This is a genomic window from Pseudomonas zeae (genome assembly GCF_014268485.2).
GTDB classification, from domain to species: domain Bacteria; phylum Pseudomonadota; class Gammaproteobacteria; order Pseudomonadales; family Pseudomonadaceae; genus Aquipseudomonas; species Aquipseudomonas neuropathica.
Window position 1 is genome coordinate 1216935 of the sequence record NZ_CP077090.1, and the last position, 21996, is coordinate 1238930.

General features: G+C 57.6%; 18 protein-coding genes and 2 tRNA genes. 19 read left to right on the forward strand and 1 reads right to left on the reverse strand.

All coding sequences use genetic code 11. The annotated features are described in order from the left end of the window. The first annotated feature begins 76 nt into the window (after positions 1-76). The 7 genes from dnaK (at position 77) to HU754_RS05285 (ending at position 9878) form a co-directional block, all read left to right on the forward strand. The gene (dnaK, locus tag HU754_RS05255; protein ID WP_007915221.1) at positions 77-1993 is read left to right on the forward strand and encodes a molecular chaperone DnaK; all 1917 of its coding nucleotides are present in this window, start codon (positions 77-79) and stop codon (positions 1991-1993) included. Positions 1994-2290: 297 nt separating this feature from the next. Further along, the gene (dnaJ, locus tag HU754_RS05260) at positions 2291-3415 is read left to right on the forward strand and encodes a molecular chaperone DnaJ (protein ID WP_186623058.1); all 1125 of its coding nucleotides are present in this window, start codon (positions 2291-2293) and stop codon (positions 3413-3415) included. A 9-nt stretch (positions 3416-3424) separates the two neighbouring features. Next, on the forward strand, positions 3425-4231 hold the full coding sequence (gene dapB / locus HU754_RS05265) for a 4-hydroxy-tetrahydrodipicolinate reductase (protein WP_116256444.1): 807 nt from the start codon (positions 3425-3427) through the stop codon (positions 4229-4231). Between the two features lie 257 nt (positions 4232-4488). Continuing rightward, a complete protein-coding gene (gene carA / locus HU754_RS05270) occupies positions 4489-5625 on the forward strand; it encodes a glutamine-hydrolyzing carbamoyl-phosphate synthase small subunit (protein ID WP_186623067.1) in 1137 nt (378 codons plus the stop codon). 125 nt (positions 5626-5750) lie between these two features. Beyond that, positions 5751-8972 (forward strand): carbamoyl-phosphate synthase large subunit, encoded by a 3222-nt coding sequence (carB, locus tag HU754_RS05275; protein ID WP_007915231.1) that lies wholly within the window; start codon positions 5751-5753, stop codon positions 8970-8972. Then, positions 8969-9445 (forward strand): transcription elongation factor GreA, encoded by a 477-nt coding sequence (gene greA, locus HU754_RS05280; RefSeq protein ID WP_003221530.1) that lies wholly within the window; start codon positions 8969-8971, stop codon positions 9443-9445. Before carB ends, greA begins: the two co-directional genes overlap by 4 nt. A 28-nt stretch (positions 9446-9473) precedes the next feature. Continuing rightward, complete coding sequence (locus tag HU754_RS05285) at positions 9474-9878, forward strand: MFS transporter (RefSeq protein ID WP_186623069.1); 405 nt, start codon at positions 9474-9476, stop codon at positions 9876-9878. A gap of 9 nt (positions 9879-9887) precedes the next feature. Here HU754_RS05285 and HU754_RS05290 read toward each other — a convergent pair whose 3' ends face one another. After that, on the reverse strand, positions 9888-10196 hold the full coding sequence (locus tag HU754_RS05290) for a YhbY family RNA-binding protein (protein WP_003221534.1): 309 nt from the start codon (positions 10194-10196) through the stop codon (positions 9888-9890). A gap of 101 nt (positions 10197-10297) precedes the next feature. Here HU754_RS05290 and rlmE point away from each other — a divergent pair, with 101 nt between their 5' ends. The 12 genes from rlmE (at position 10298) to rbfA (ending at position 21992) form a co-directional block, all read left to right on the forward strand. Further along, the gene (gene rlmE, locus HU754_RS05295; RefSeq protein ID WP_007915237.1) at positions 10298-10927 is read left to right on the forward strand and encodes a 23S rRNA (uridine(2552)-2'-O)-methyltransferase RlmE; all 630 of its coding nucleotides are present in this window, start codon (positions 10298-10300) and stop codon (positions 10925-10927) included. Positions 10928-11129: 202 nt separating this feature from the next. Then, positions 11130-13037: an ATP-dependent zinc metalloprotease FtsH gene (gene ftsH, locus HU754_RS05300; protein WP_016986501.1), complete on the forward strand. Its 1908-nt coding sequence runs from the start codon at positions 11130-11132 to the stop codon at positions 13035-13037. Between the two features lie 8 nt (positions 13038-13045). Continuing rightward, positions 13046-13897: a dihydropteroate synthase gene (gene folP, locus HU754_RS05305; RefSeq protein WP_095049712.1), complete on the forward strand. Its 852-nt coding sequence runs from the start codon at positions 13046-13048 to the stop codon at positions 13895-13897. A gap of 16 nt (positions 13898-13913) precedes the next feature. After that, positions 13914-15251 carry a phosphoglucosamine mutase gene (gene glmM, locus HU754_RS05310; protein WP_186623072.1) on the forward strand — a complete coding sequence of 446 codons (1338 nt, stop codon included), beginning with the start codon at positions 13914-13916 and terminating at the stop codon, positions 15249-15251. Positions 15252-15316: 65 nt separating this feature from the next. After that, positions 15317-16072, forward strand: coding sequence for a triose-phosphate isomerase (gene tpiA / locus HU754_RS05315; RefSeq protein WP_016986498.1), 756 nt, complete (start codon positions 15317-15319; stop codon positions 16070-16072). 4 nt (positions 16073-16076) lie between these two features. Further along, a complete protein-coding gene (secG, locus tag HU754_RS05320) occupies positions 16077-16463 on the forward strand; it encodes a preprotein translocase subunit SecG (protein WP_016986497.1) in 387 nt (128 codons plus the stop codon). Positions 16464-16484: 21 nt separating this feature from the next. After that, positions 16485-16570: transfer RNA gene (locus tag HU754_RS05325), tRNA-Leu, on the forward strand. Between the two features lie 97 nt (positions 16571-16667). Further along, positions 16668-16744: transfer RNA gene (locus HU754_RS05330), tRNA-Met, on the forward strand. 139 nt (positions 16745-16883) lie between these two features. Continuing rightward, entirely contained in the window at positions 16884-17342 is a 459-nt protein-coding gene (gene rimP, locus HU754_RS05335) for a ribosome maturation factor RimP (RefSeq protein ID WP_007915250.1), read from the forward strand. A gap of 47 nt (positions 17343-17389) precedes the next feature. Beyond that, entirely contained in the window at positions 17390-18871 is a 1482-nt protein-coding gene (gene nusA, locus HU754_RS05340; protein WP_093435760.1) for a transcription termination factor NusA, read from the forward strand. A gap of 27 nt (positions 18872-18898) precedes the next feature. Next, positions 18899-21430 (forward strand): translation initiation factor IF-2, encoded by a 2532-nt coding sequence (infB, locus tag HU754_RS05345; RefSeq protein ID WP_095119526.1) that lies wholly within the window; start codon positions 18899-18901, stop codon positions 21428-21430. Between the two features lie 160 nt (positions 21431-21590). Continuing rightward, positions 21591-21992, forward strand: a complete 402-nt coding sequence (rbfA, locus tag HU754_RS05350; RefSeq protein ID WP_016986495.1) for a 30S ribosome-binding factor RbfA — start codon at positions 21591-21593, stop codon at positions 21990-21992. The last annotated feature ends 4 nt before the right edge of the window (positions 21993-21996 follow it).

Genomic DNA, 21996 nt, shown 5'->3' on the forward strand with positions numbered 1-21996 from the left:
AGTCAAGCGTTTAAGTATTACCGCAGTCAGCCACCACTGCTGCGGCAAAAAAATCCAAAGTTTCGGGAGAGTTAACATGGGCAAAATTATCGGTATCGACCTGGGGACCACCAACTCCTGCGTCTCCGTGCTGGAAAACGGCAAAGCAAAAGTTATCGAAAACGCTGAAGGCGCGCGTACCACGCCGTCGATCATCGCTTACGCCAACGATGGCGAAATTCTGGTAGGTCAGTCGGCCAAGCGTCAGGCTGTGACCAACCCGCACAACACCCTGTACGCAGTAAAGCGTCTGATCGGTCGTCGTTTCGACGAAGAAGTTGTGCAGAAAGACATCCAGATGGTCCCTTACAAGATCGTCAAGGCTGACAACAACGACGCCTGGGTTGAAGTGAACGGCCAGAAAATGGCACCGCCACAAATCTCGGCTGAAATTCTGAAGAAGATGAAGAAGACCGCCGAAGACTACCTCGGTGAGACCGTGACCGAAGCGGTGATCACCGTTCCGGCCTACTTCAACGACAGCCAGCGTCAGGCGACCAAAGACGCCGGCCGCATCGCTGGTCTGGACGTAAAACGCATCATCAACGAACCGACCGCAGCTGCTCTGGCTTACGGTATGGACAAGGCCAAGGGCGATCACACCGTGATCGTTTATGACCTGGGTGGCGGTACTTTCGACGTTTCCGTGATCGAGATCGCTGAAGTTGATGGCGAGCACCAGTTCGAAGTTCTGGCCACCAACGGTGACACGTTCCTCGGCGGTGAAGACTTTGACATTCGTCTGATCGACTACCTCGTTGACGAATTCAAGAAAGAAAGCGGCATGAACCTCAAAGGTGACCCGCTGGCCATGCAGCGCCTGAAAGAAGCCGCTGAGAAAGCCAAGATCGAGCTGTCGTCCGCTCAGTCGACCGACGTCAACCTGCCGTACATCACTGCAGACGCGACCGGTCCTAAGCACCTGAACGTGAAGATCTCGCGTGCCAAGCTCGAAGCACTGGTTGAAGACCTGGTTCAGCGCACCATCGAACCTTGCCGCATCGCTATGAAAGACGCCGGTCTGGACGTTGGCGCGATCAACGACGTGATTCTGGTCGGTGGTCAGACCCGTATGCCGCTGGTACAGAAGCTGGTTACCGATTTCTTCGGTAAAGAAGCTCGTAAAGACGTTAACCCGGACGAAGCTGTTGCCATGGGTGCTGCGATTCAGGGCGCTGTTCTGGCTGGTGACGTGAAAGACGTTCTGCTGCTCGACGTTAGCCCGCTGACCCTGGGTATCGAAACCATGGGTGGCGTGATGACCGCGCTGATCGAGAAAAACACCACGATTCCTACCAAGAAATCGCAAGTGTTCTCGACTGCTGACGACAACCAGGGCGCTGTGACCATTCACGTCTTGCAGGGCGAGCGTAAGCAAGCCACTCAGAACAAGTCCCTGGGCAAGTTCGACCTGGCCGACATTCCACCTGCTCCACGTGGCGTGCCGCAGATCGAAGTGACCTTCGACATCGACGCTAACGGCATCCTGCACGTTGGTGCGAAAGACAAGGCCACCGGCAAGACCCAGTCGATCGTGATCAAGGCCAACTCCGGTCTGTCCGACGAAGAAATCGAGCGCATGGTGCGTGACGCCGAAGCCAACGCTGAGGAAGACCGCAAGTTCGAAGAGCTGGCCGCTGCCCGTAATCAGGGTGACGCACTGGTTCACTCGACTCGCAAAATGATTGCTGATGCGGGCGACAAAGTCACCGCCGAAGAGAAGACTGCGATCGAAGCTGCTGTGGTTGCTCTGGAAGCCGCTGTCAAAGGCGACGACAAGGCTGCCATCGAAGCCAAGGTTGAAGAGCTGTCGAAAGTCTCCGCTCCGGTTGCTCAGAAGATGTACGCCGAACAGGCTCAGCCAGCTGATGGCGCAGCCCCGCAAGGCGAATCGGCTGAGAAGGCTGACGACGTTGTCGATGCAGAGTTCGAAGAAGTCAAAGACCACAAGTAAGTTGTTGGTCGGCCGGTTGACTGCCTTTAGGCAGTGACTGGTAGGATGTCGCCGCGCGGGAGCTAGCTCCCGCGTTGGCGTATCTGGAATACGCGAATTTTTACAGCATGCGACAAGGTTCGGATGTTGGCGGTATGGCCGGGAATGCTCCTGCTTTTCGCGCCGCAAGTACCGCAAGAAACAAAGACCAGGATCGTTGAATTGACGTGAGTTGGGTCCGGGCCTGTATTGGGGCTCAACGAGTTTGGCCATCCTCAGGAGGGGTTTGCCGAACGTCCTCAAGAGTGCAGAAGACTTATGGCAAAGCGTGACTATTACGAAGTGTTGGGTGTTGAGCGCGGCTCAAGCGATGCGGAGCTGAAGAAGGCTTACCGTCGTCTGGCGATGAAGCACCACCCGGACCGTAATCCCGATGACAAAGCGTCGGAAGAAATGTTCAAAGAGGCCAACGAGGCCTATGAAGTGCTGTCCGACTCGAGCAAGCGTGCGGCGTACGACCAGTATGGTCATGCCGGCGTCGACCCGAGCATGGGTGGCGGTGGCGCCGGTTTTGGCGGTCAGAACTTCTCGGACATCTTTGGTGATGTCTTCAGTGATTTCTTCGGTGGCGGTCGCGGCGGTTCCCGTGGCGGCGCTCAGCGTGGCAGCGACTTGCGCTACACCCTGGAGCTGAATCTGGAAGAAGCGGTGCGCGGCACGTCGGTGAATATCCGCGTTCCGACACTGGTCAACTGCAAGCCGTGCGATGGCTCGGGCGCCAAGAAAGGCTCGTCGCCATCGACCTGCCCGACCTGCGGCGGCATCGGTCAGGTGCGCATGCAGCAGGGCTTCTTCTCGGTGCAGCAAACCTGCCCGCGTTGCCATGGCCAGGGCAAGATCATTTCCGATCCGTGCGACTCCTGCCACGGTGACGGCCGTGTTGAAGAGTACAAAACCCTCTCGGTCAAAGTGCCGGCTGGCGTCGATACCGGTGACCGCATTCGTCTGTCCGGCGAAGGCGAAGCGGGTACGCAGGGCGGCCCGACGGGCGACCTGTATGTGGTCATCAATGTCCGCGAACACGACATTTTCCAGCGCGATGGCAAGCATCTGTTCTGCGAAGTGCCGATCAGCTTCGTTGATGCGGCGCTGGGCGGCGAGCTGGAAATTCCGACCCTCGACGGTCGCGTCAAACTGAAAATCCCTGAAGGCACCCAGACCGGCAAGCAGTTCCGCGTACGCGGTAAAGGCGTGGCGCCGGTACGTGGCGGCGGTGCGGGCGATCTGATGTGCCGCGTTGCGGTGGAAACTCCGGTCAATCTGAATCGTCGTCAGCGCGAACTGCTGGAAGAATTCCGCAGCTCGCTGGCCGACGACAATAGCCACTCGCCGAAAACCACCGGTTGGTTCGACGGTGTGAAGCGCTTCTTCGGCGATCTGTAAGGAGTCGGCATGCGACGTATAGCTGTGATGGGCGCTGCAGGGCGCATGGGTAAGATTCTGGTCGAGGCCGTGCAGCAGCGCGCGCCGCTGACCGGTTTGACCGCCGCCGTGGTTCGTCCTGGCAGCACGCTGATCGGCGTCGATGCGGGGGAGCTGGCCTCGCTGGGGCGTATCGGTGTGCCGCTGTCCGGGCATATCGAAGCTGTGGCTGAAGAGTTCGATGTGTTGATCGACTTCACGCTGCCCGAAGTGATGCTGAAAAACCTCGCGTTCTGCCGCAAGGCCGGCAAGGCCATGGTCATTGGTACCACCGGGCTGGACGCGGCGCAGAAGCAGTTGCTGGCCGACGCGGGCAAAGATATTCCGATCGTGTTCGCGGCCAACTTCAGTGTCGGTGTCAATCTGTCGCTGAAACTGCTCGACATGGCGGCGCGCGTGCTGGGTGATGATGCGGATATCGAAATCATCGAAGCCCATCACCGGCACAAGATCGATGCGCCGTCGGGTACGGCGTTGCGCATGGGTGAAGTGATTGCCAGTGCGCTGGATCGCGATTTACAGAAAGTCGCGGTGTACGGTCGTGAGGGTCATACCGGCGCTCGTGAGCGTGAAACCATCGGTTTTGCCACTGTGCGTGGTGGTGATGTGGTCGGTGATCACACCGTGTTGTTCGCCTGCGAGGGTGAGCGCCTGGAGATCACGCACAAGGCGTCTAGCCGTATGACGTTCGCCAAGGGCGCGGTGCGTGCCGCGCTGTGGCTGGATGGTCGCGAGCCGGGTCTGTACGACATGCAAGACGTGCTCGACCTGCGTTGATACACTGCTGAACCCGGCGCAAACGCCCTGTTTGCGCTGGTTTTTCTCCGCTCGGCGACGACCTGTCGCATTCTCCGGCCTTTTCGGCTCTTTAGCGGTGGACCAAAAAAGCCTTTTTCTGTAAGCTACAGCTTTAGTGTGTCCACTAAAAGCGCGCAGAATAATTCAGTGAAGAAGCGGGGTGACGTGTCCATACGTCACTCCGCTTTTTTACAACCTGCGATCGCCCTTTCATGCGTTATTTACGGGAGGTCTTCTTGACTAAGCCAGCCATACTTGCCCTTGCTGATGGCAGCATTTTTCGCGGCGAAGCCATTGGTGCCGACGGTCAAACCGTTGGTGAGGTGGTGTTCAACACCGCAATGACCGGCTATCAGGAAATCCTTACCGATCCTTCCTACGCCCAACAGATCGTTACCCTGACTTACCCGCACATCGGCAACACCGGCACCACGCCGGAAGATGCCGAGTCCGACCGCGTCTGGTCCGCTGGCCTGGTCATCCGTGACCTGCCGCTGGTAGCGAGCAACTGGCGTAACACGATGTCCCTGTCCGACTACCTGAAAGCCAACAACGTTGTGGCAATCGCCGGTATCGACACCCGTCGCCTGACCCGCATCCTGCGTGAAAAAGGCGCACAGAACGGCTGCATCATGGCCGGCGACAACATCTCCGAAGAAGCGGCCATCGCCGCTGCGCAAGGTTTCCCGGGCCTGAAGGGCATGGATCTGGCGAAAGTCGTCAGCACCAAGACTCAATACGAGTGGCGCTCGACTGTCTGGGATCTGAAAACCGACAGCCACGCGACCATCGACGCTTCCGAGCTGCCTTACCACGTGGTTGCCTACGACTACGGCGTCAAGGTCAACATCCTGCGCATGCTGGTCGAGCGCGGCTGCCGCGTCACCGTCGTACCTGCACAGACGCCAGCAACTGATGTGCTGGCACTGAAGCCGGACGGCGTGTTCCTGTCCAACGGCCCTGGTGATCCGGAGCCGTGCGACTACGCGATCAAGGCGATCAAGGAAGTCCTGGAAACTGAAATTCCGGTGTTCGGCATCTGCCTCGGTCACCAACTGCTGGCTCTGGCCTCCGGCGCCAAGACCCTGAAAATGGGCCACGGCCACCACGGTGCTAACCACCCGGTGCAGGATCTGGACACTGGCGTCGTGATGATCACCAGCCAGAACCACGGTTTCGCGGTAGACGAAGAAACCCTGCCAGCCAACGTGCGTGCGATCCACAAATCGCTGTTCGACGGCACCCTGCAAGGCATCGAGCGCACCGACAAGAGCGCGTTCAGCTTCCAGGGCCACCCTGAAGCGAGCCCGGGCCCGAACGACGTCGCGCCACTGTTCGACCGCTTCATCAACGAGATGGCCAAGCGACGCTAAGCGTTCGCCTTGAGACTGTAGAGAGAAGCCCTCGAGGGCGGCCCCGACACCGGTGGCCCCCTCGAGACTTCAGAAATCGATCAAGACGGCTTGCCGACTGACCTGCGGATTTGAGTGACAAACCCATGCCAAAACGTACAGACATTAAAAGCATCCTGATTCTCGGCGCTGGCCCGATCGTTATCGGCCAGGCCTGCGAATTCGACTACTCCGGCGCCCAGGCCTGTAAAGCCCTGCGCGAAGAGGGTTACCGCGTCATTCTGGTGAACTCCAACCCGGCCACCATCATGACCGACCCGGACATGGCGGACGCTACCTACATCGAGCCGATCAAGTGGCAGACCGTTGCCAAGATCATCGAAAAAGAGCGTCCGGACGCGGTGCTGCCAACCATGGGCGGCCAGACTGCTCTGAACTGCGCCCTGGATCTGGAGCGCGAAGGCGTTCTGGAGAAGTTCGGCGTGGAAATGATCGGCGCCAACGCTGACACCATCGACAAGGCCGAAGACCGTTCGCGTTTCGACAAGGCGATGAAATCCATCGGCCTGGCGTGCCCGCGTTCCGGTATCGCCCACAGCATGGAAGAAGCCAACGCGGTTCTCGAAACCCTGGGCTTCCCGTGCATCATCCGTCCGTCCTTCACCATGGGCGGCACCGGTGGCGGTATCGCGTACAACCGTGAAGAGTTCGAAGAAATCTGCGCCCGTGGTCTGGACCTGTCGCCGACCAAAGAGCTGCTGATCGACGAATCGCTGATCGGCTGGAAAGAATATGAAATGGAAGTTGTCCGCGACAAAAAGGACAACTGCATCATCGTCTGCTCGATCGAAAACTTCGACCCGATGGGCGTGCACACCGGTGACTCGATCACCGTGGCTCCAGCACAAACCCTGACCGACAAGGAATACCAGATCCTGCGTAACGCCTCGCTGGCGGTACTGCGCGAGATCGGCGTCGAGACTGGCGGTTCTAACGTTCAATTCGGTATCTGCCCGAACACCGGCCGTATGGTCGTGATCGAAATGAACCCGCGCGTATCGCGTTCCTCGGCACTGGCTTCGAAAGCCACCGGTTTCCCGATCGCTAAAGTCGCGGCCAAACTGGCTGTGGGTTACACCCTCGACGAACTGTCGAACGACATCACCGGCGGCAAGACCCCAGCGTCCTTCGAGCCGTCGATCGACTACGTCGTCACCAAGCTGCCACGCTTCGCCTTCGAGAAGTTCGCCAAGGCTGACGCACGCCTGACCACGCAAATGAAGTCGGTCGGTGAAGTCATGGCCATCGGCCGTACCTTCCAGGAATCCCTGCAGAAAGCCCTGCGCGGTCTGGAAGTCGGCGTTTGCGGTCTGGACGAGAAGCTCGACCTGAGCAACCCGGAAAGCATGAGCGTGCTCAAGCGCGAACTGACCGTGCCGGGCGCCGAGCGTATCTGGTACGTGGCAGATGCTTTCCGCGCTGGCCTGTCGGTCGAAGACATCTTCGGCATGAACATGATCGACCCGTGGTTCCTGGTGCAGATCGAAGATCTGATCAAGGAAGAAGAGAAGGTCAAGACCCTCGGTCTGTCCGCTATCGACCGCGACCTGATGTTCAAGCTCAAGCGCAAAGGCTTCTCCGATCAGCGTCTGGCCAAACTGTTGGGCGTGACCGAGAAGAACCTGCGCACTCATCGCCAGAAGCTGGAAGTGTTCCCGGTCTACAAGCGCGTTGACACCTGCGCCGCCGAGTTCGCCACTGACACCGCTTACCTCTACTCCACCTACGAGGAAGAGTGTGAAGCTGCGCCGTCGGGTCGCGACAAGATCATGATTCTGGGCGGTGGTCCGAACCGTATCGGCCAGGGCATCGAGTTCGACTACTGCTGCGTTCACGCTGCTCTCGCCCTGCGCGAAGACGGCTACGAAACCATCATGGTCAACTGCAACCCGGAAACCGTTTCCACCGACTACGACACTTCCGACCGTCTGTACTTCGAACCGGTAACTCTGGAAGACGTGCTGGAAATCTGCCGCGTCGAGAAGCCGAAAGGCGTGATCGTCCAGTACGGCGGCCAGACTCCGCTGAAACTGGCTCGTGCGCTGGAAGCCGCTGGCGTGCCGATCATCGGCACCAGCCCGGACGCCATCGACCGCGCTGAAGATCGTGAGCGTTTCCAGCAAATGGTTGAGCGCCTGAATCTGCGTCAGCCGCCAAACGCCACTGTGCGCAGCGAAGACGAAGCTGTTCGTGCTGCCGCGAAGATCGGTTATCCGCTGGTAGTGCGCCCGTCCTATGTACTGGGCGGCCGTGCGATGGAAATCGTTTACAAGGAAGACGAGCTCAAGCGTTACCTGCGTGACGCGGTGCAAGTGTCCAACGACAGCCCTGTGCTGCTCGACCACTTCCTCAACTGCGCCATCGAAATGGACGTGGATGCGGTCTGTGACGGCAAAGACGTGGTGATCGGCGCGATCATGCAGCACATCGAACAGGCTGGCGTTCACTCCGGTGACTCCGCGTGCTCGCTGCCGCCGTACTCGCTGCCGGCGCACATCCAGGACGAGATGCGCGAACAGGTTAAGAAAATGGCTCTGGAACTGGGCGTTGTCGGCCTGATGAACGTGCAGTTGGCGCTGCAAGGCGAAGACATCTACGTCATCGAAGTCAACCCGCGCGCTTCCCGTACCGTACCGTTCGTGTCGAAGTGCATCGGTGTCTCCCTGGCGATGATCGCTGCCCGCGTGATGGCCGGTAAGACCCTGAAAGAAATCGGCTTCACCAAAGAAATCATCCCGAACTTCTACAGCGTGAAAGAGGCGGTATTCCCGTTCGCCAAGTTCCCTGGCGTCGACCCGATTCTCGGCCCAGAGATGAAGTCGACCGGTGAAGTGATGGGCGTCGGCGACACCTTCGGTGAAGCATTCGCCAAAGCCCAGATGGGCGCCAGCGAAGTGCTGCCGACCGGCGGTACAGCATTCATCAGCGTGCGTGACGACGACAAGCCACTGGTTGCAGGCGTGGCCCGCGATCTGATCAACTTGGGCTTCGAAGTGGTAGCCACTGCCGGCACTGCCAAGCTGATCGAAGCCGCAGGCCTGAAAGTGCGCCGTGTGAACAAAGTGACTGAGGGTCGTCCGCACGTGGTCGACATGATCAAGAATGACGAAGTCACCCTTATCATCAACACCACTGAAGGTCGTCAGTCGATCGCTGATTCGTACTCCATTCGTCGTAATGCCTTGCAGCACAAGATTTACTGCACAACCACTATTGCTGCTGGCGAAGCTATCTGTGAAGCGCTGAAGTTCGGTCCTGAAAAAACCGTGCGCCGCTTGCAGGATCTACACGCAGGATTGAAGGCATGATCAAATACCCAATGACCGTCCAGGGCGCCAAAGCCCTGGAAGAAGAACACGCTCACCTGACCAAGGTCGTCCGTCCGAAGCTCAGCCAGGACATTGGTACGGCTCGCGAGTTGGGTGACTTGAAGGAAAACGCTGAATACCATGCTGCCCGCGAACAGCAAGGCATGGTCGAGGCGCGGATTCGTGATATCGAAGGCCGGATTCAGAATCAGGTCATCATCGATGTCACGACCATTCCGCACACTGGCAAAGTGATTTTCGGTACCACCGTCGAAATCGCCAATGTCGAGACTGACGAAAGCGTCACTTACCACATCGTGGGTGAGGATGAGGCTGACTTCAAACTTGGCAAGATTTCGGTCGGCTCGCCTTTGGCCCGTGCCTTGATTGGCAAGGAAGAGGGCGATGTGGTCGCCGTGAAAACGCCAAGCGGCGTGATCGAGTACGAGATTGTCGAAGTCCGTCACATCTGAAAAAGGGCGCCCGCTGCATGCGGGCGCCATGCTTTGGCAGCTGACCCAGATGCTTTGGGTTGGCGGTCTATGGCTGATTCATCTCGGTTTGCAGCCGGCGTTGGGCAAGATTGGCCTGGCACCGCTGCTGATCGATGAGGTGGCCAGTGCATTTGAAGTGCTGGTGGTAGGTTTTGCCGCCGTATGCGTTATTTTTCAGGCTTTGGTGCTGGTACAGGCCGAGGGCCTTGCCAGTCTATGGCGAGATTTTCGCGGTCAGGTGCTGCTGATGGCGTTGTATGCGTGTGCGATGTTTGTCGCAGTGCGTGTCGGCTGGCCGGATGCGCAGCGCTGGCAGGTCTTCAGTTATCTGGTTCTGGGCTTTTCCGGGCTGGTGCTGGTGATGCAGCCGGTGCCGGGATGGAGTGGCAGGGTGCGCGAAGCACACCCTTGACCCTTGTCATCACTTGAAGCGATGAACGTTCGACAGCTGCTTGTTGACGCTGAAGTTCTTGCGGTAAACCAGTGCCATCTTGCCGATGACCTGTACCAGGTCTGCTTTGCCGACCTTGCACAGTTCTGCGATATGCGCCAGGCGCGACTCGCGATCGAGGATGTTGAGCTTGATCTTGATCAGCTCGTGGTCCGCCAAAGCGCGTTCAAGTTCGGCTAAAACACCTTCAGTCAAACCGTTGTCAGCCACCGTCAAAACGGGTTTCAGGTGGTGGCCAATGGATTTGTACTGTTTCTTCTGCTCTGGAGTGAGCGGCATAATCTGACCCTTTCGTCTGGATTCTGTAAAATGGCGGCCATTTTACCCGAGGGCTCGTGGATCCGCCCAATTAATCACGACCCTAATCATCGAGGTGCCCAATGGCGCGTTCCAAGACAAGCCTTGGTTGGCTGAAACGACATGTCAACGATCCCTATGTGAAGCAAGCACAGAAGGATGGCTACCGCTCGCGTGCGAGTTACAAACTTCTGGAGATCCAGGAGAAATACAAGCTGATCCGTCCCGGTATGAGCGTTGTCGACCTGGGTGCGGCGCCCGGTGGCTGGTCGCAGGTGACTAGCCGGCTGATCGGTGGTCAGGGGCGTCTGATCGCCTCGGACATCCTGGAAATGGACAGCATTCCGGACGTGACTTTCATTCAGGGCGATTTCACCGAGGACGAAGTGCTCGGGCGGATTCTAGAAGCCGTGGGTAATTCGCAGGTGGACCTTGTGATTTCCGATATGGCCCCCAATATGAGTGGTACGCCTGAAGTAGATATGCCGAAAGCCATGTTTCTTTGCGAGTTGGCGCTTGATCTGGCCGAACGGATACTCAAGCCGGGTGGAAATTTTGTGATCAAGATTTTTCAGGGCGAAGGGTTTGATGTTTACCTGAAGGATGCTCGGAAGAAGTTCGACAAGATCCAGATGATCAAGCCAGACTCTTCCCGTGGCAGTTCCCGTGAGCAATACATGTTGGCTTGGGGCTACCGCGGTCGTAGCGAGTAAAACGAGGTTTTTTGGTGGGGTGATAGGTTTTTCGTATTTCGCTCCGCGTGCATAAGCGAATATTGTGTAGAAAGTGTTTCACAAAGGGTTACAGACGGCGCCTGCCAGAGTTGTAGGTAATGTAGTAAGTTAGGCCGGTGAATATCATGCGAAGCGCGCGCCAGTAGCGGAGCTTGCTTCAGAGGGTAGTTAATTGAACGATATGGCAAAGAATCTGATCCTGTGGTTGATCATCGCGGCTGTCCTGGTGACGGTGATGAACAACTTCTCCAGCCCTAACGAGCCGCAGACCCTCAACTATTCCGACTTCATCCAGCAGGTCAAGGATGGCAAGGTCGAGCGCGTAGCCGTTGATGGTTATGTGATTACCGGCAAGCGCAACGATGGTGACAGCTTCAAGACCATTCGTCCGGCAATCCAGGACAATGGCCTGATCGGCGACCTGGTCGACAACCACGTTGTGGTTGAAGGCAAGCAGCCTGAGCAGCAAAGCATCTGGACCCAATTGCTGGTAGCCAGCTTCCCGATCCTGGTGATCATCGCGGTGTTCATGTTCTTCATGCGCCAGATGCAGGGCGGTGCCGGCGGCAAAGGCGGGCCGATGAGCTTCGGCAAGAGCAAGGCGCGCCTGCTCTCCGAAGATCAGGTGAAAACCACTCTGGCTGACGTTGCCGGTTGCGACGAAGCCAAGGAAGAAGTCGGCGAGCTGGTTGAATTCCTCCGTGACCCGGGCAAATTCCAGCGCCTCGGCGGTCGTATTCCTCGCGGTGTGCTGATGGTCGGTCCTCCGGGTACCGGTAAAACCTTGCTGGCCAAGGCGATTGCTGGCGAAGCCAAGGTTCCGTTCTTCACCATTTCCGGTTCTGACTTCGTCGAGATGTTCGTCGGTGTCGGTGCCAGCCGTGTTCGCGACATGTTCGAGCAGGCCAAGAAGCATGCTCCTTGCATCATCTTTATCGACGAAATCGACGCCGTCGGTCGCCATCGTGGCGCCGGTATGGGTGGCGGTCACGATGAGCGTGAGCAGACCCTCAACCAGTTGCTGGTTGAGATGGACGGCTTCGAAATGAACGATGGCATCATCGTTATCGCTGCAACCAACCGCCCAGACGTCCTCGACCCTGCGCTGCTGCGTCCGGGCCGCTTCGACCGTCAGGTTGTGGTGGGGCTGCCGGATATCCGTGGTCGCGAGCAAATCCTCAAAGTACACATGCGCAAAGTGCCAATGGGTGATGACGTCGCTCCGGCCGTTATCGCGCGTGGTACTCCGGGCTTCTCCGGTGCTGACCTGGCTAACCTGGTCAACGAAGCGTCTTTGTTCGCTGCACGTAGCGGCAAGCGCATCGTCGAAATGAAAGAGTTCGAACTGGCCAAAGACAAAATCATGATGGGTGCCGAGCGCAAATCCATGGTCATGTCCGAGAAAGAGAAGCAGAACACCGCTTATCACGAAGCTGGTCACGCCATTGTCGGTCGCGTCGTGCCTGAGCATGATCCGGTCTACAAGGTATCGATCATTCCGCGCGGTCGTGCGCTGGGTGTGACCATGTTCCTGCCGGAAGAAGATCGTTACAGTCTGTCCAAGCGTGCGCTGATCAGCCAGATCTGCTCGCTGTACGGTGGCCGTATCGCTGAGGAAATGACCCTTGGTTTCGACGGTGTGACCACCGGCGCTTCCAACGACATTATGCGTGCCAGTCAGATTGCGCGGAACATGGTCACCAAGTGGGGCCTGTCGGAAAAACTCGGTCCGTTGATGTACGCCGAAGAAGAGGGTGAAGTGTTCCTCGGTCGCGGCGGTGGCGGTCAAGCTGCCAGCTTCTCCGGTGAGACAGCCAAGCTGATCGACTCCGAAGTGCGCAGTATCATTGATCAGTGCTACGGCACGGCCAAACAGATTCTCACGGACAACCGTGACAAGCTTGATGCCATGGCTGATGCGTTGATGAAGTATGAAACGATCGATGCTGAACAGATCGATGACATCATGGCGGGTCGTACACCACGCGAGCCACGTGATTGGTCGGGGGGCACTGGTACACCACCACCTCCGGTGGTTCGTGACGAGCGTCCGGAAACACCGATTGGCGGTCCGGCTGCTGACGTTTAAGGTTTGAAATGACTTCTGTACAGTCCCTGACCCGGTTGCCTTGCGGCAACCGGGTTCTTGATTTAGCCCAGACGCATGTCATGGGTATTCTCAATGTCACCCCTGATTCTTTCTCCGACGGCGGCCAATACAGCCAGCTCGATGCGGCTTTGCGCCACGCCGAGGCTATGGTTGCAGCGGGTGCGACTCTGATTGATGTCGGTGGCGAGTCCACTCGCCCAGGCGCGCGCGCAGTGTCACCGCTCGAAGAGCTTGAGCGTGTGGCGCCGATCGTCGAGCTGATCAATCGCGAGTTGGATGTGATCATTTCGGTGGACACTTCTACGCCAGCCGTTATGCGCGAAACCGCACGGTTGGGTGCCGGGTTGATCAACGATGTGCGGTCACTGCGGCGCGATGGCGCGCTGGATGCGGCGGCGGCTACGGGTTTGCCGGTGTGTCTCATGCATATGCTCGGTGAGCCTGGAGACATGCAGGACAATCCGCAGTATCAGGATGTCACGCGCGAAGTCGGTGATTTTCTAGCCGAGCGCATGGCGCAGTGTGCGGCGGCCGGTATTCCTGAGGAGCGGATCATTCTTGACCCGGGTTTCGGTTTCGCCAAAACCCTGCAGCACAACCTAAGCTTGTTCAAGCACATGGAAGCCCTCCATGCCCTGGGCAGGCCTTTGCTTGTCGGAGTTTCCCGAAAAAGCATGATCGGGCAGGCCTTGAATCGTCCTGTCGGCGAGCGGCTGCATGGTGGTCTGGCACTGGCGGCGCTGGCATCGGTGAAGGGGGCGCGTATATTGCGCGTCCATGATGTAGCGGAAACGGTAGACGTGGTGCGCATGATCGCAGCCGTGGAATCAGCCGAATAAGAATGATGGAGCACTTATGAGCAAGAAATACTTTGGTACTGACGGCATTCGTGGTCGAGTCGGTGAATACCCGATTACTCCTGACTTCATGCTCAAGCTCGGCTGGGCTGCTGGCATGGCGTTCCGCAAGATGGGCGCCTGCAAGGTGCTGGTCGGCAAGGACACGCGGATTTCCGGCTATATGTTCGAGTCAGCGCTTGAGGCTGGTCTGACATCGGCGGGGGCCGATGTGATGTTGCTGGGTCCTATGCCGACGCCGGCCATTGCCTATCTGTCGCGCACGTTTCAGGCTGAGGCCGGTATCGTGATCAGTGCCTCGCACAATCCGCATGACGATAACGGCATCAAGTTTTTCTCCGGTAAGGGCACCAAGCTGCCAGATGAGCTGGAGTTGATGATCGAGGAGTTGCTCGATACCCCGATGACTGTGGTCGAGTCGAGCAAGATCGGCAAAGTGTCGCGAATCAACGATGCATCAGGTCGCTACATTGAATTCTGCAAAAGCAGTGTGCCAACCGGAACCAGTTTTTCCGGTCTCAAGATCGTTATCGACTGTGCGCACGGTGCGACCTATAAGGTGGCTCCGAGTGTCTTCCGCGAGTTGGGGGCAGAAGTCGTCGTGCTGTCAGCGCAGCCAAACGGTCTGAATATCAATGAAAACTGCGGCTCGACCCATATGGATCAGTTGCAGGCTGCGGTGCTCGCCGAGCATGCCGACCTGGGTATCGCTTTCGATGGTGATGGTGATCGGGTGCTGATGGTCGATCACACTGGCGCCATCGTCGATGGTGATGAATTGCTGTTTATCATCGCTCGTGATCTGCATGAGCGGGGCAAATTGCAGGGCGGTGTCGTTGGTACCCTGATGAGTAATCTGGGGCTGGAACTCGCGCTGGCGGATCTTTTGATTCCATTTATTCGTGCCAATGTCGGCGACCGTTACGTGATTGCCGAGTTGCTTGAACGCAACTGGCTGGTCGGCGGAGAAAACTCGGGGCATATCGTTTGCTTCAATCACACCACGACCGGTGATGCGATCATCGCTGCGTTGCAGGTGCTGATGGCGCTGAAGACCCGTAATGAAGGTTTGGCGCAAACCCGCCAGGCATTGCGCAAGTGCCCTCAGGTACTGATCAATGTGCGTTTTGGTGGTGGCGAAAGTCCGCTGGAGCACCCGGCTGTCAAGGAGGCCAGTGCGCGCGTCACCCAGGCAATGGCGGGACGCGGGCGCGTGCTTTTGCGCAAGTCCGGGACAGAGCCTCTGGTGCGGGTAATGGTCGAAGGCGAGGATGAAACCCAGGTTCGCAACTACGCCGAAGAGCTGGCAAAACTGGTAACTGAAGTTTCTGCCTGATACGGCTTGCAAGCCATGATTGTGTTGGGTAACATCTGCGCCCACTTTGACCGACGAGGTACAGCATGCGTCGCCCTATGGTAGCTGGTAACTGGAAGATGCACGGTACCCGCGCCAGCGTCGCTGAGCTGATCAACGGCCTTCGTCATCTGGCCTTGCCAAGCGGTGTTGATGTCGCGGTATTCCCGCCTTGCTTGTATATCAATCAAGTGATTGATGGCTTGAAAGGCAAATCGATTTCGGTCGGTGCGCAGAATTCTGCGGTGGAATCCATGCAAGGTGCATTGACCGGTGAGATTGCACCGAGTCAGTTGGTGGATGCAGGTTGTTCCCTTGTGCTTGTCGGGCACTCCGAACGCCGCCAGATAATGGGCGAGCGAGACGGGATGCTGAATCGCAAGTTTGCAGCGGCGCAGGCATGTGGCTTGATTCCGGTGTTATGTATAGGGGAAACCCTTGAGCAACGCGAAGCTGGAAAAACTCTTGAGGTTGTCGGGCGTCAGCTGGGCAGCATTATCGAGGAGCTGGGTGTAGGTGCTTTTGCCAAGGCAGTCATCGCTTACGAGCCTGTCTGGGCCATTGGTACCGGACTGACTGCAACGCCGCAACAGGCTCAGGATGTGCATAAAGCCATTCGCGAGCAGTTGGCGGCAGAGAATTCTGAAGTCGCACGAGGTGTGCGCCTTCTATACGGCGGCAGCGTGAAGGCGGCCAATGCGGTCGAACTGTTCGGCATGCCGGATATCGATGGGGGGCTCATTGGTGGAGCTTCCCTGAATGCAGATGAGTTCGGTGCGATCTGTCGCGCCGCGGGAAACTGAAAAAATGCTGGAAACAGTCGTAGTCGTTTTTCATCTGCTGGGTGCATTGGGCGTAGTTGCTCTGGTTTTGCTGCAGCAGGGTAAGGGTGCGGACGCTGGCGCGTCTTTCGGAGCAGGTGCTTCAAATACTGTGTTCGGAAGCCAAGGTTCCTCTACCTTTCTTAGTAAGTTTACTGCTATACTTGCCGCCGGTTTCTTCATAACCAGCTTGGGGTTAGGTTACTTTGCTAAAGAGAAGGCTCATCAGCTGACTCAGGCAGGTCTCCCAAATCCAGCAGTGTTGGAAGTGCCTAAGCAACAACAACCGGCTTCTGATGATGTCCCGGTGCTTCAAGAGCAAAAGTCGGCTACTCCAGCGACTGACGTACCTCCAGCTCAAGAGCAGAAGTAAGAAGGGTTTCAACGTAGTTTTGCCGAGGTGGTGGAATTGGTAGACACGCAACCTTGAGGTGGTTGTGCCCATAGGGTGTAGGGGTTCGAGTCCCCTTCTCGGTACCAATTAGTCAGGAGAGCCCGCTGTTGCGGGCTTTCTTGCAGGTGGAAGGTTACATTGACCCTATAAGGGATCGGTCGTATACTTCCGCCCCAGCTTTGTCGCGGGGTGGAGCAGTCTGGTAGCTCGTCGGGCTCATAACCCGAAGGTCGTCGGTTCAAATCCGGCCCCCGCAACCAGTTTAAGGAGCCCCTTTTAAGGGGCTTTTTGTTAGCTGGACACTTTCAACGCCGCTGTTCGACGGCGTTTCAAGGATGGGCGTTAAGCCCATTTTTTTATTTTGCAAAGCATGCACATATCATGCACTAGGGGGTTCAGGTGTCGAGCAAGCTAGAAGAGTTGCAGGCCTTGCTGGCCCCGGTGGTCGTGGCCCTGGGCTATGAATGCTGGGGTATCGAGTTTTCGGCTCAGGGTCGTCACTCGATGTTGCGCGTTTATATCGATAAAGAGGGTGGCGTGCTGGTGGACGATTGCGCCATTGTCAGCCGTCAGATCAGCGGTGTGCTGGATGTTGAAGATCCAATTTCCGTTGAATACACCCTCGAAGTTTCCTCGCCTGGCATGGAGCGCCCACTGTTCACTCTTGAGCAGTTTGCAAAATTTGCCGGTGAACAAGTGAAGATCAAGCTGCGCTCGCCTTTTGAAGGTCGACGCAACTTTCAGGGCCTTCTGCGCGGTGTAGAAGAACAGGATGTCGTGGTGCAGGTAGACGACCATGAGTTCCTGTTGCCGATCGATATGATCGACAAGGCCAACATTATTCCCAGTTTTGACTGAGACGCGGATCCCGCGGATCCAATGGCTTGCGAAAGGCGAGGCGTACGATGAGCAAAGAAGTACTGCTGGTTGTTGAGTCGGTATCCAATGAAAAGGGCGTACCGGCAAGCGTAATTTTTGAAGCGCTGGAGCTGGCTCTGGCCACTGCTACCAAAAAGCGTTTTGAAGACGAAGTAGACCTGCGTGTGGAGATTAATCGCCACACCGGTTCTTACGAAACTTTCCGTCGCTGGACGGTCGTTGAAGAGAATGATCTCGACGATCCGGCCATCGAAACCTGGCCAACCAAGGTTGCTGAAACGCATCCTGGCGCCAAGGTTGGCGACGTCGTTGAAGAAAAGATCGAATCCATCGAGTTCGGCCGCATCGCTGCACAGACTGCCAAGCAGGTCATCGTGCAGAAAGTTCGCGAAGCCGAGCGCGCTCAAGTGGTCGACGCCTATCGCGAGCGCCTGGGAGAAATCATCTCCGGCACCGTGAAAAAAGTCACCCGCGACAACGTGATCGTCGATCTGGGTAACAACGCTGAAGCGTTGCTGGCCCGTGAAGACATCATTTCTCGCGAAACTTTCCGTGTCGGCGTGCGCCTGCGTGCGCTGCTCAAGGAAATCCGCACCGAGAACCGGGGCCCGCAGCTGATCCTGTCGCGTACCGCGCCGGAAATGCTGATCGAGCTGTTCCGCATCGAAGTGCCGGAAATTGCCGAAGGCCTGATCGAAGTAATGGCAGCGTCCCGTGATCCGGGTTCGCGCGCCAAGATCGCCGTCCGCTCCAAGGACAAACGCATCGACCCGCAGGGCGCTTGCATTGGTATGCGCGGTTCGCGCGTCCAGGCAGTGTCGGGCGAGTTGGGCGGTGAGCGTGTTGATATCGTCCTGTGGGATGACAACCCGGCTCAGTTCGTGATCAACGCCATGTCCCCGGCTGAGGTTGCGGCAATTATCGTTGACGAAGATGCCCATGCAATGGACATCGCCGTTGGCGCAGACAATCTGGCTCAGGCCATCGGTCGAGGTGGTCAGAACGTGCGTCTGGCGAGCCAGTTGACTGGCTGGACCCTGAACGTGATGACCGAATCGGACATCCAGGCTAAGCAGCAAGCAGAAACCGGCGACATCCTGCGCAACTTCATCGACGAGCTGGAAGTCGACGAAGAACTGGCTCAGGTGCTGGTAGATGAAGGCTTCACCAGCCTGGAAGAGATTGCCTACGTACCGTTGGAAGAAATGCTCAACATCGACGGCTTTGACGAAGATATCGTCAACGAGCTTCGCGCTCGTGCCAAGGATCGTTTGTTGACCAAAGCCATCGCTACTGAGGAAAAGCTGGCAGACGCCCATCCGGCCGAAGACCTGCTCTCGCTTGAGGGTATGGACAAGGATTTGGCGATGGAACTGGCGGTGCGCGGCGTAATTACCCGCGAAGACCTGGCCGAGCAGTCTATTGACGACCTGCTCGACATCGACGGCATTGACGATGATCGTGCCGGCAAGTTGATCATGGCCGCCCGAGCCCACTGGTTCGAGTAATTAGGCGCGGCCTGAGGAGAGAAGTGCATGACGCAAGTCACGGTGAAACAACTGGCCGATGAGGTCAAAACACCGGTAGAGCGCCTGTTGCAGCAGATGCGTGAGGCAGGTCTGCCGCACACCGCCGCCGAAGAAAATGTGACTGACAGTGAGAAGCAGTCCCTGCTGACTCACTTGAAAAGCAGCCACAAGGCGAAAGTGGAAGAACCACGCAAGATCACGCTGCAGCGTAAAACCACCAGCACCCTGCGTGTTGCTGGCAGCAAAAGCATCAGCGTTGAAGTCCGCAAGAAGAAAGTTTTCGTACAGCGCAGCCCGGAAGAAATCGAAGCCGAGCGCAAGCGTGAACTGGATGAGCGTCGCGCAGTAGAAAATGCTGCCCGTCAGAAGGCTGAAGAAGAAGCCAAGCAACGCGCCGAAGTAGAAGCGCGTAATCAGCCTGCTGCTGCGCAGAACGCTACCAGCGACGCCGTTGCGGCACCGGCTGCAGTTGCCGAACCTGTTCGCGAAAGCGCACCGGTGGTTGCCGCTGCTCCAGCTCCGTCTGCTGACGTTCGCAACAAGCAGAACGAACAGCGCCGTCCGGACAAGCCACGTGCTGACGATAACAATCGTCGCAGCGGTGGCGGTGATGGCGAGCGCAAAAACGCTCCGCATCGCGCCTCGGTCAAAGAAAAAGCGCCGGCTCCACGCGTGGCACCACGCACTACCGACGAAGAAAGCGATGGCTTCCGTCGTGGTGGTCGCGGCAAGGCCAAGCTGAAGAAGCGCAACGCTCACGGTTTCCAGAGCCCAACCGGCCCTGTCGTGCGTGATGTGCAGATCGGCGAGACCATCACTGTTGGCGATCTCGCCAATCAGATGTCGGTCAAGGCTGCTGAAATCATCAAGTTCATGTTCAAACTGGGTACTCCAGCGACCATCAACCAGGTGCTTGATCAGGAAACTGCTCAACTGGTAGCCGAAGAACTGGGCCACAAAGTGACCCTGGTCAGCGACACCGCCCTGGAAGATTCCCTGGCCGAGTCCCTGAAGTTTGAAGGTGAGTCGTTCTCCCGTGCGCCAGTCGTGACCGTAATGGGCCACGTTGACCACGGTAAAACGTCCCTGCTCGACTACATCCGTCGTGCCAAGGTAGCTGCTGGCGAAGCCGGCGGTATTACTCAGCACATCGGTGCATACCACGTTGAAACCGAACGCGGCATGGTCACCTTCCTCGACACCCCGGGTCACGCCGCGTTTACCGCAATGCGTGCTCGTGGTGCCAAGGCGACCGACATCGTGATCCTGGTGGTTGCAGCGGACGACGGCGTGATGCCGCAGACCATTGAAGCTGTTCAGCACGCTGTAGCGGCTGGCGTTCCACTGGTTGTAGCAGTGAACAAAATCGACAAGCCGGGCGCCGATCTCGATCGCATCCGTAGCGAACTGTCGGTTCACGGCGTGACTTCCGAAGAGTGGGGCGGTGATACGCCGTTCGTTCCGGTTTCGGCGAAAGTCGGTACTGGCGTGGACGAGTTGCTTGAAGCCGTTCTGCTGCAAGCTGAAGTTCTCGAACTGAAAGCAACTCCATCGGCTCCTGGCCGTGGCGTTGTGGTTGAATCGCGTCTCGACAAAGGTCGTGGCCCGGTGGCAACCGTTCTGGTTCAAGACGGTACCCTGCGCCAAGGCGACATGGTTCTGGTCGGTTCGAACTATGGCCGCGTGCGTGCCATGCTCGACGAGAACGGCAAGCCAATCAAAGAAGCCGGTCCATCCATCCCTGTCGAGATCCTCGGCCTGGACGGTACCCCGGACGCTGGCGACGAGATGAGCGTGGTTGCTGACGAGAAGAAAGCCCGTGAAGTGGCTCTGTTCCGTCAAGGCAAGTTCCGCGAAGTCAAACTGGCTCGCGCTCACGCCGGCAAGCTGGAAAACATCTTCGAAAACATGGGTCAGGCCGAGAAGAAGACGCTCAACATCGTCCTCAAATCCGACGTCCGTGGTTCGCTGGAAGCGTTGAACGGTGCCTTGAATGGCCTGGGCAACGACGAAGTTCAAGTGCGCGTAGTCGGCGGCGGCGTCGGTGGTATCACCGAGTCCGACGCTAACCTGGCACTGGCTTCCAACGCTGTACTGTTCGGCTTCAACGTGCGTGCCGATGCTGGCGCACGGAAGATCGTCGAGCAGGAAGGTCTGGACATGCGTTACTACAACGTGATCTACGACATCATCGAAGACGTCAAGAAAGCCCTGACCGGCATGCTCGGCAGCGATGTTCGCGAGAACATCCTGGGTGTGGCCGAAGTGCGTGACGTGTTCCGTTCGCCGAAGTTTGGCGCGATCGCAGGCTGCATGGTGATCGAAGGTGTTGTGCACCGTAACCGTCCGATCCGTGTACTGCGTGAAGACATCGTTATCTTCGAAGGCGAGCTGGAATCCCTGCGCCGCTTCAAGGATGACGCTTCCGAAGTACGTGCCGGCATGGAATGCGGTATCGGCGTGAAGAGCTACAACGACGTCAAAGTCGGCGACAAGATCGAAGTCTTCGAGAAGGTCCAGGTTGCTCGCAGCCTCTAACTCGCGCACTTCAGGAGCCGTGATGGGCTGCCGTACTCAACGGTGCGGCGCATCACCCGGACTCTAAACGCAACGCCCGGTCTGGCTTTTGTCAGGCCGGGCGTTTGCCGCTTTCAGACCTGGCGGGTTTCACCGCCGGGCAGTAACAGGTAACAAAATCATGGCAAAAGAATACAGCCGTACCCAACGTATCGGCGATCAGATGCAGCGTGAGCTGGCCCAACTGATCCGTCGCGAAGTCAAAGATCCACGCGTGGGTCTGGTCACCATTACCGCTGTGGAAGTCAGCCGTGACGTCGGTCACGCCAAGATTTTCATTACCGTGATGGGGCAGGACAACGCTGAAGACATCGCGCAAAGTATCAAGGTGCTCAATTCCGCCGCAGGCTTCCTGCGCATGCAATTGGCCCGTGAAATGAAACTGCGCAGCGTGCCGCAATTGCACTTCCACTACGACGAATCCGTTGTCCGTGGTGCGCACCTGTCGGCGCTGATCGAGCGTGCCGTGGCTGAAGACAATCAGCATCCGGTCGTTGCTGAACCTGAAGACACCAAGGAGTAATTCG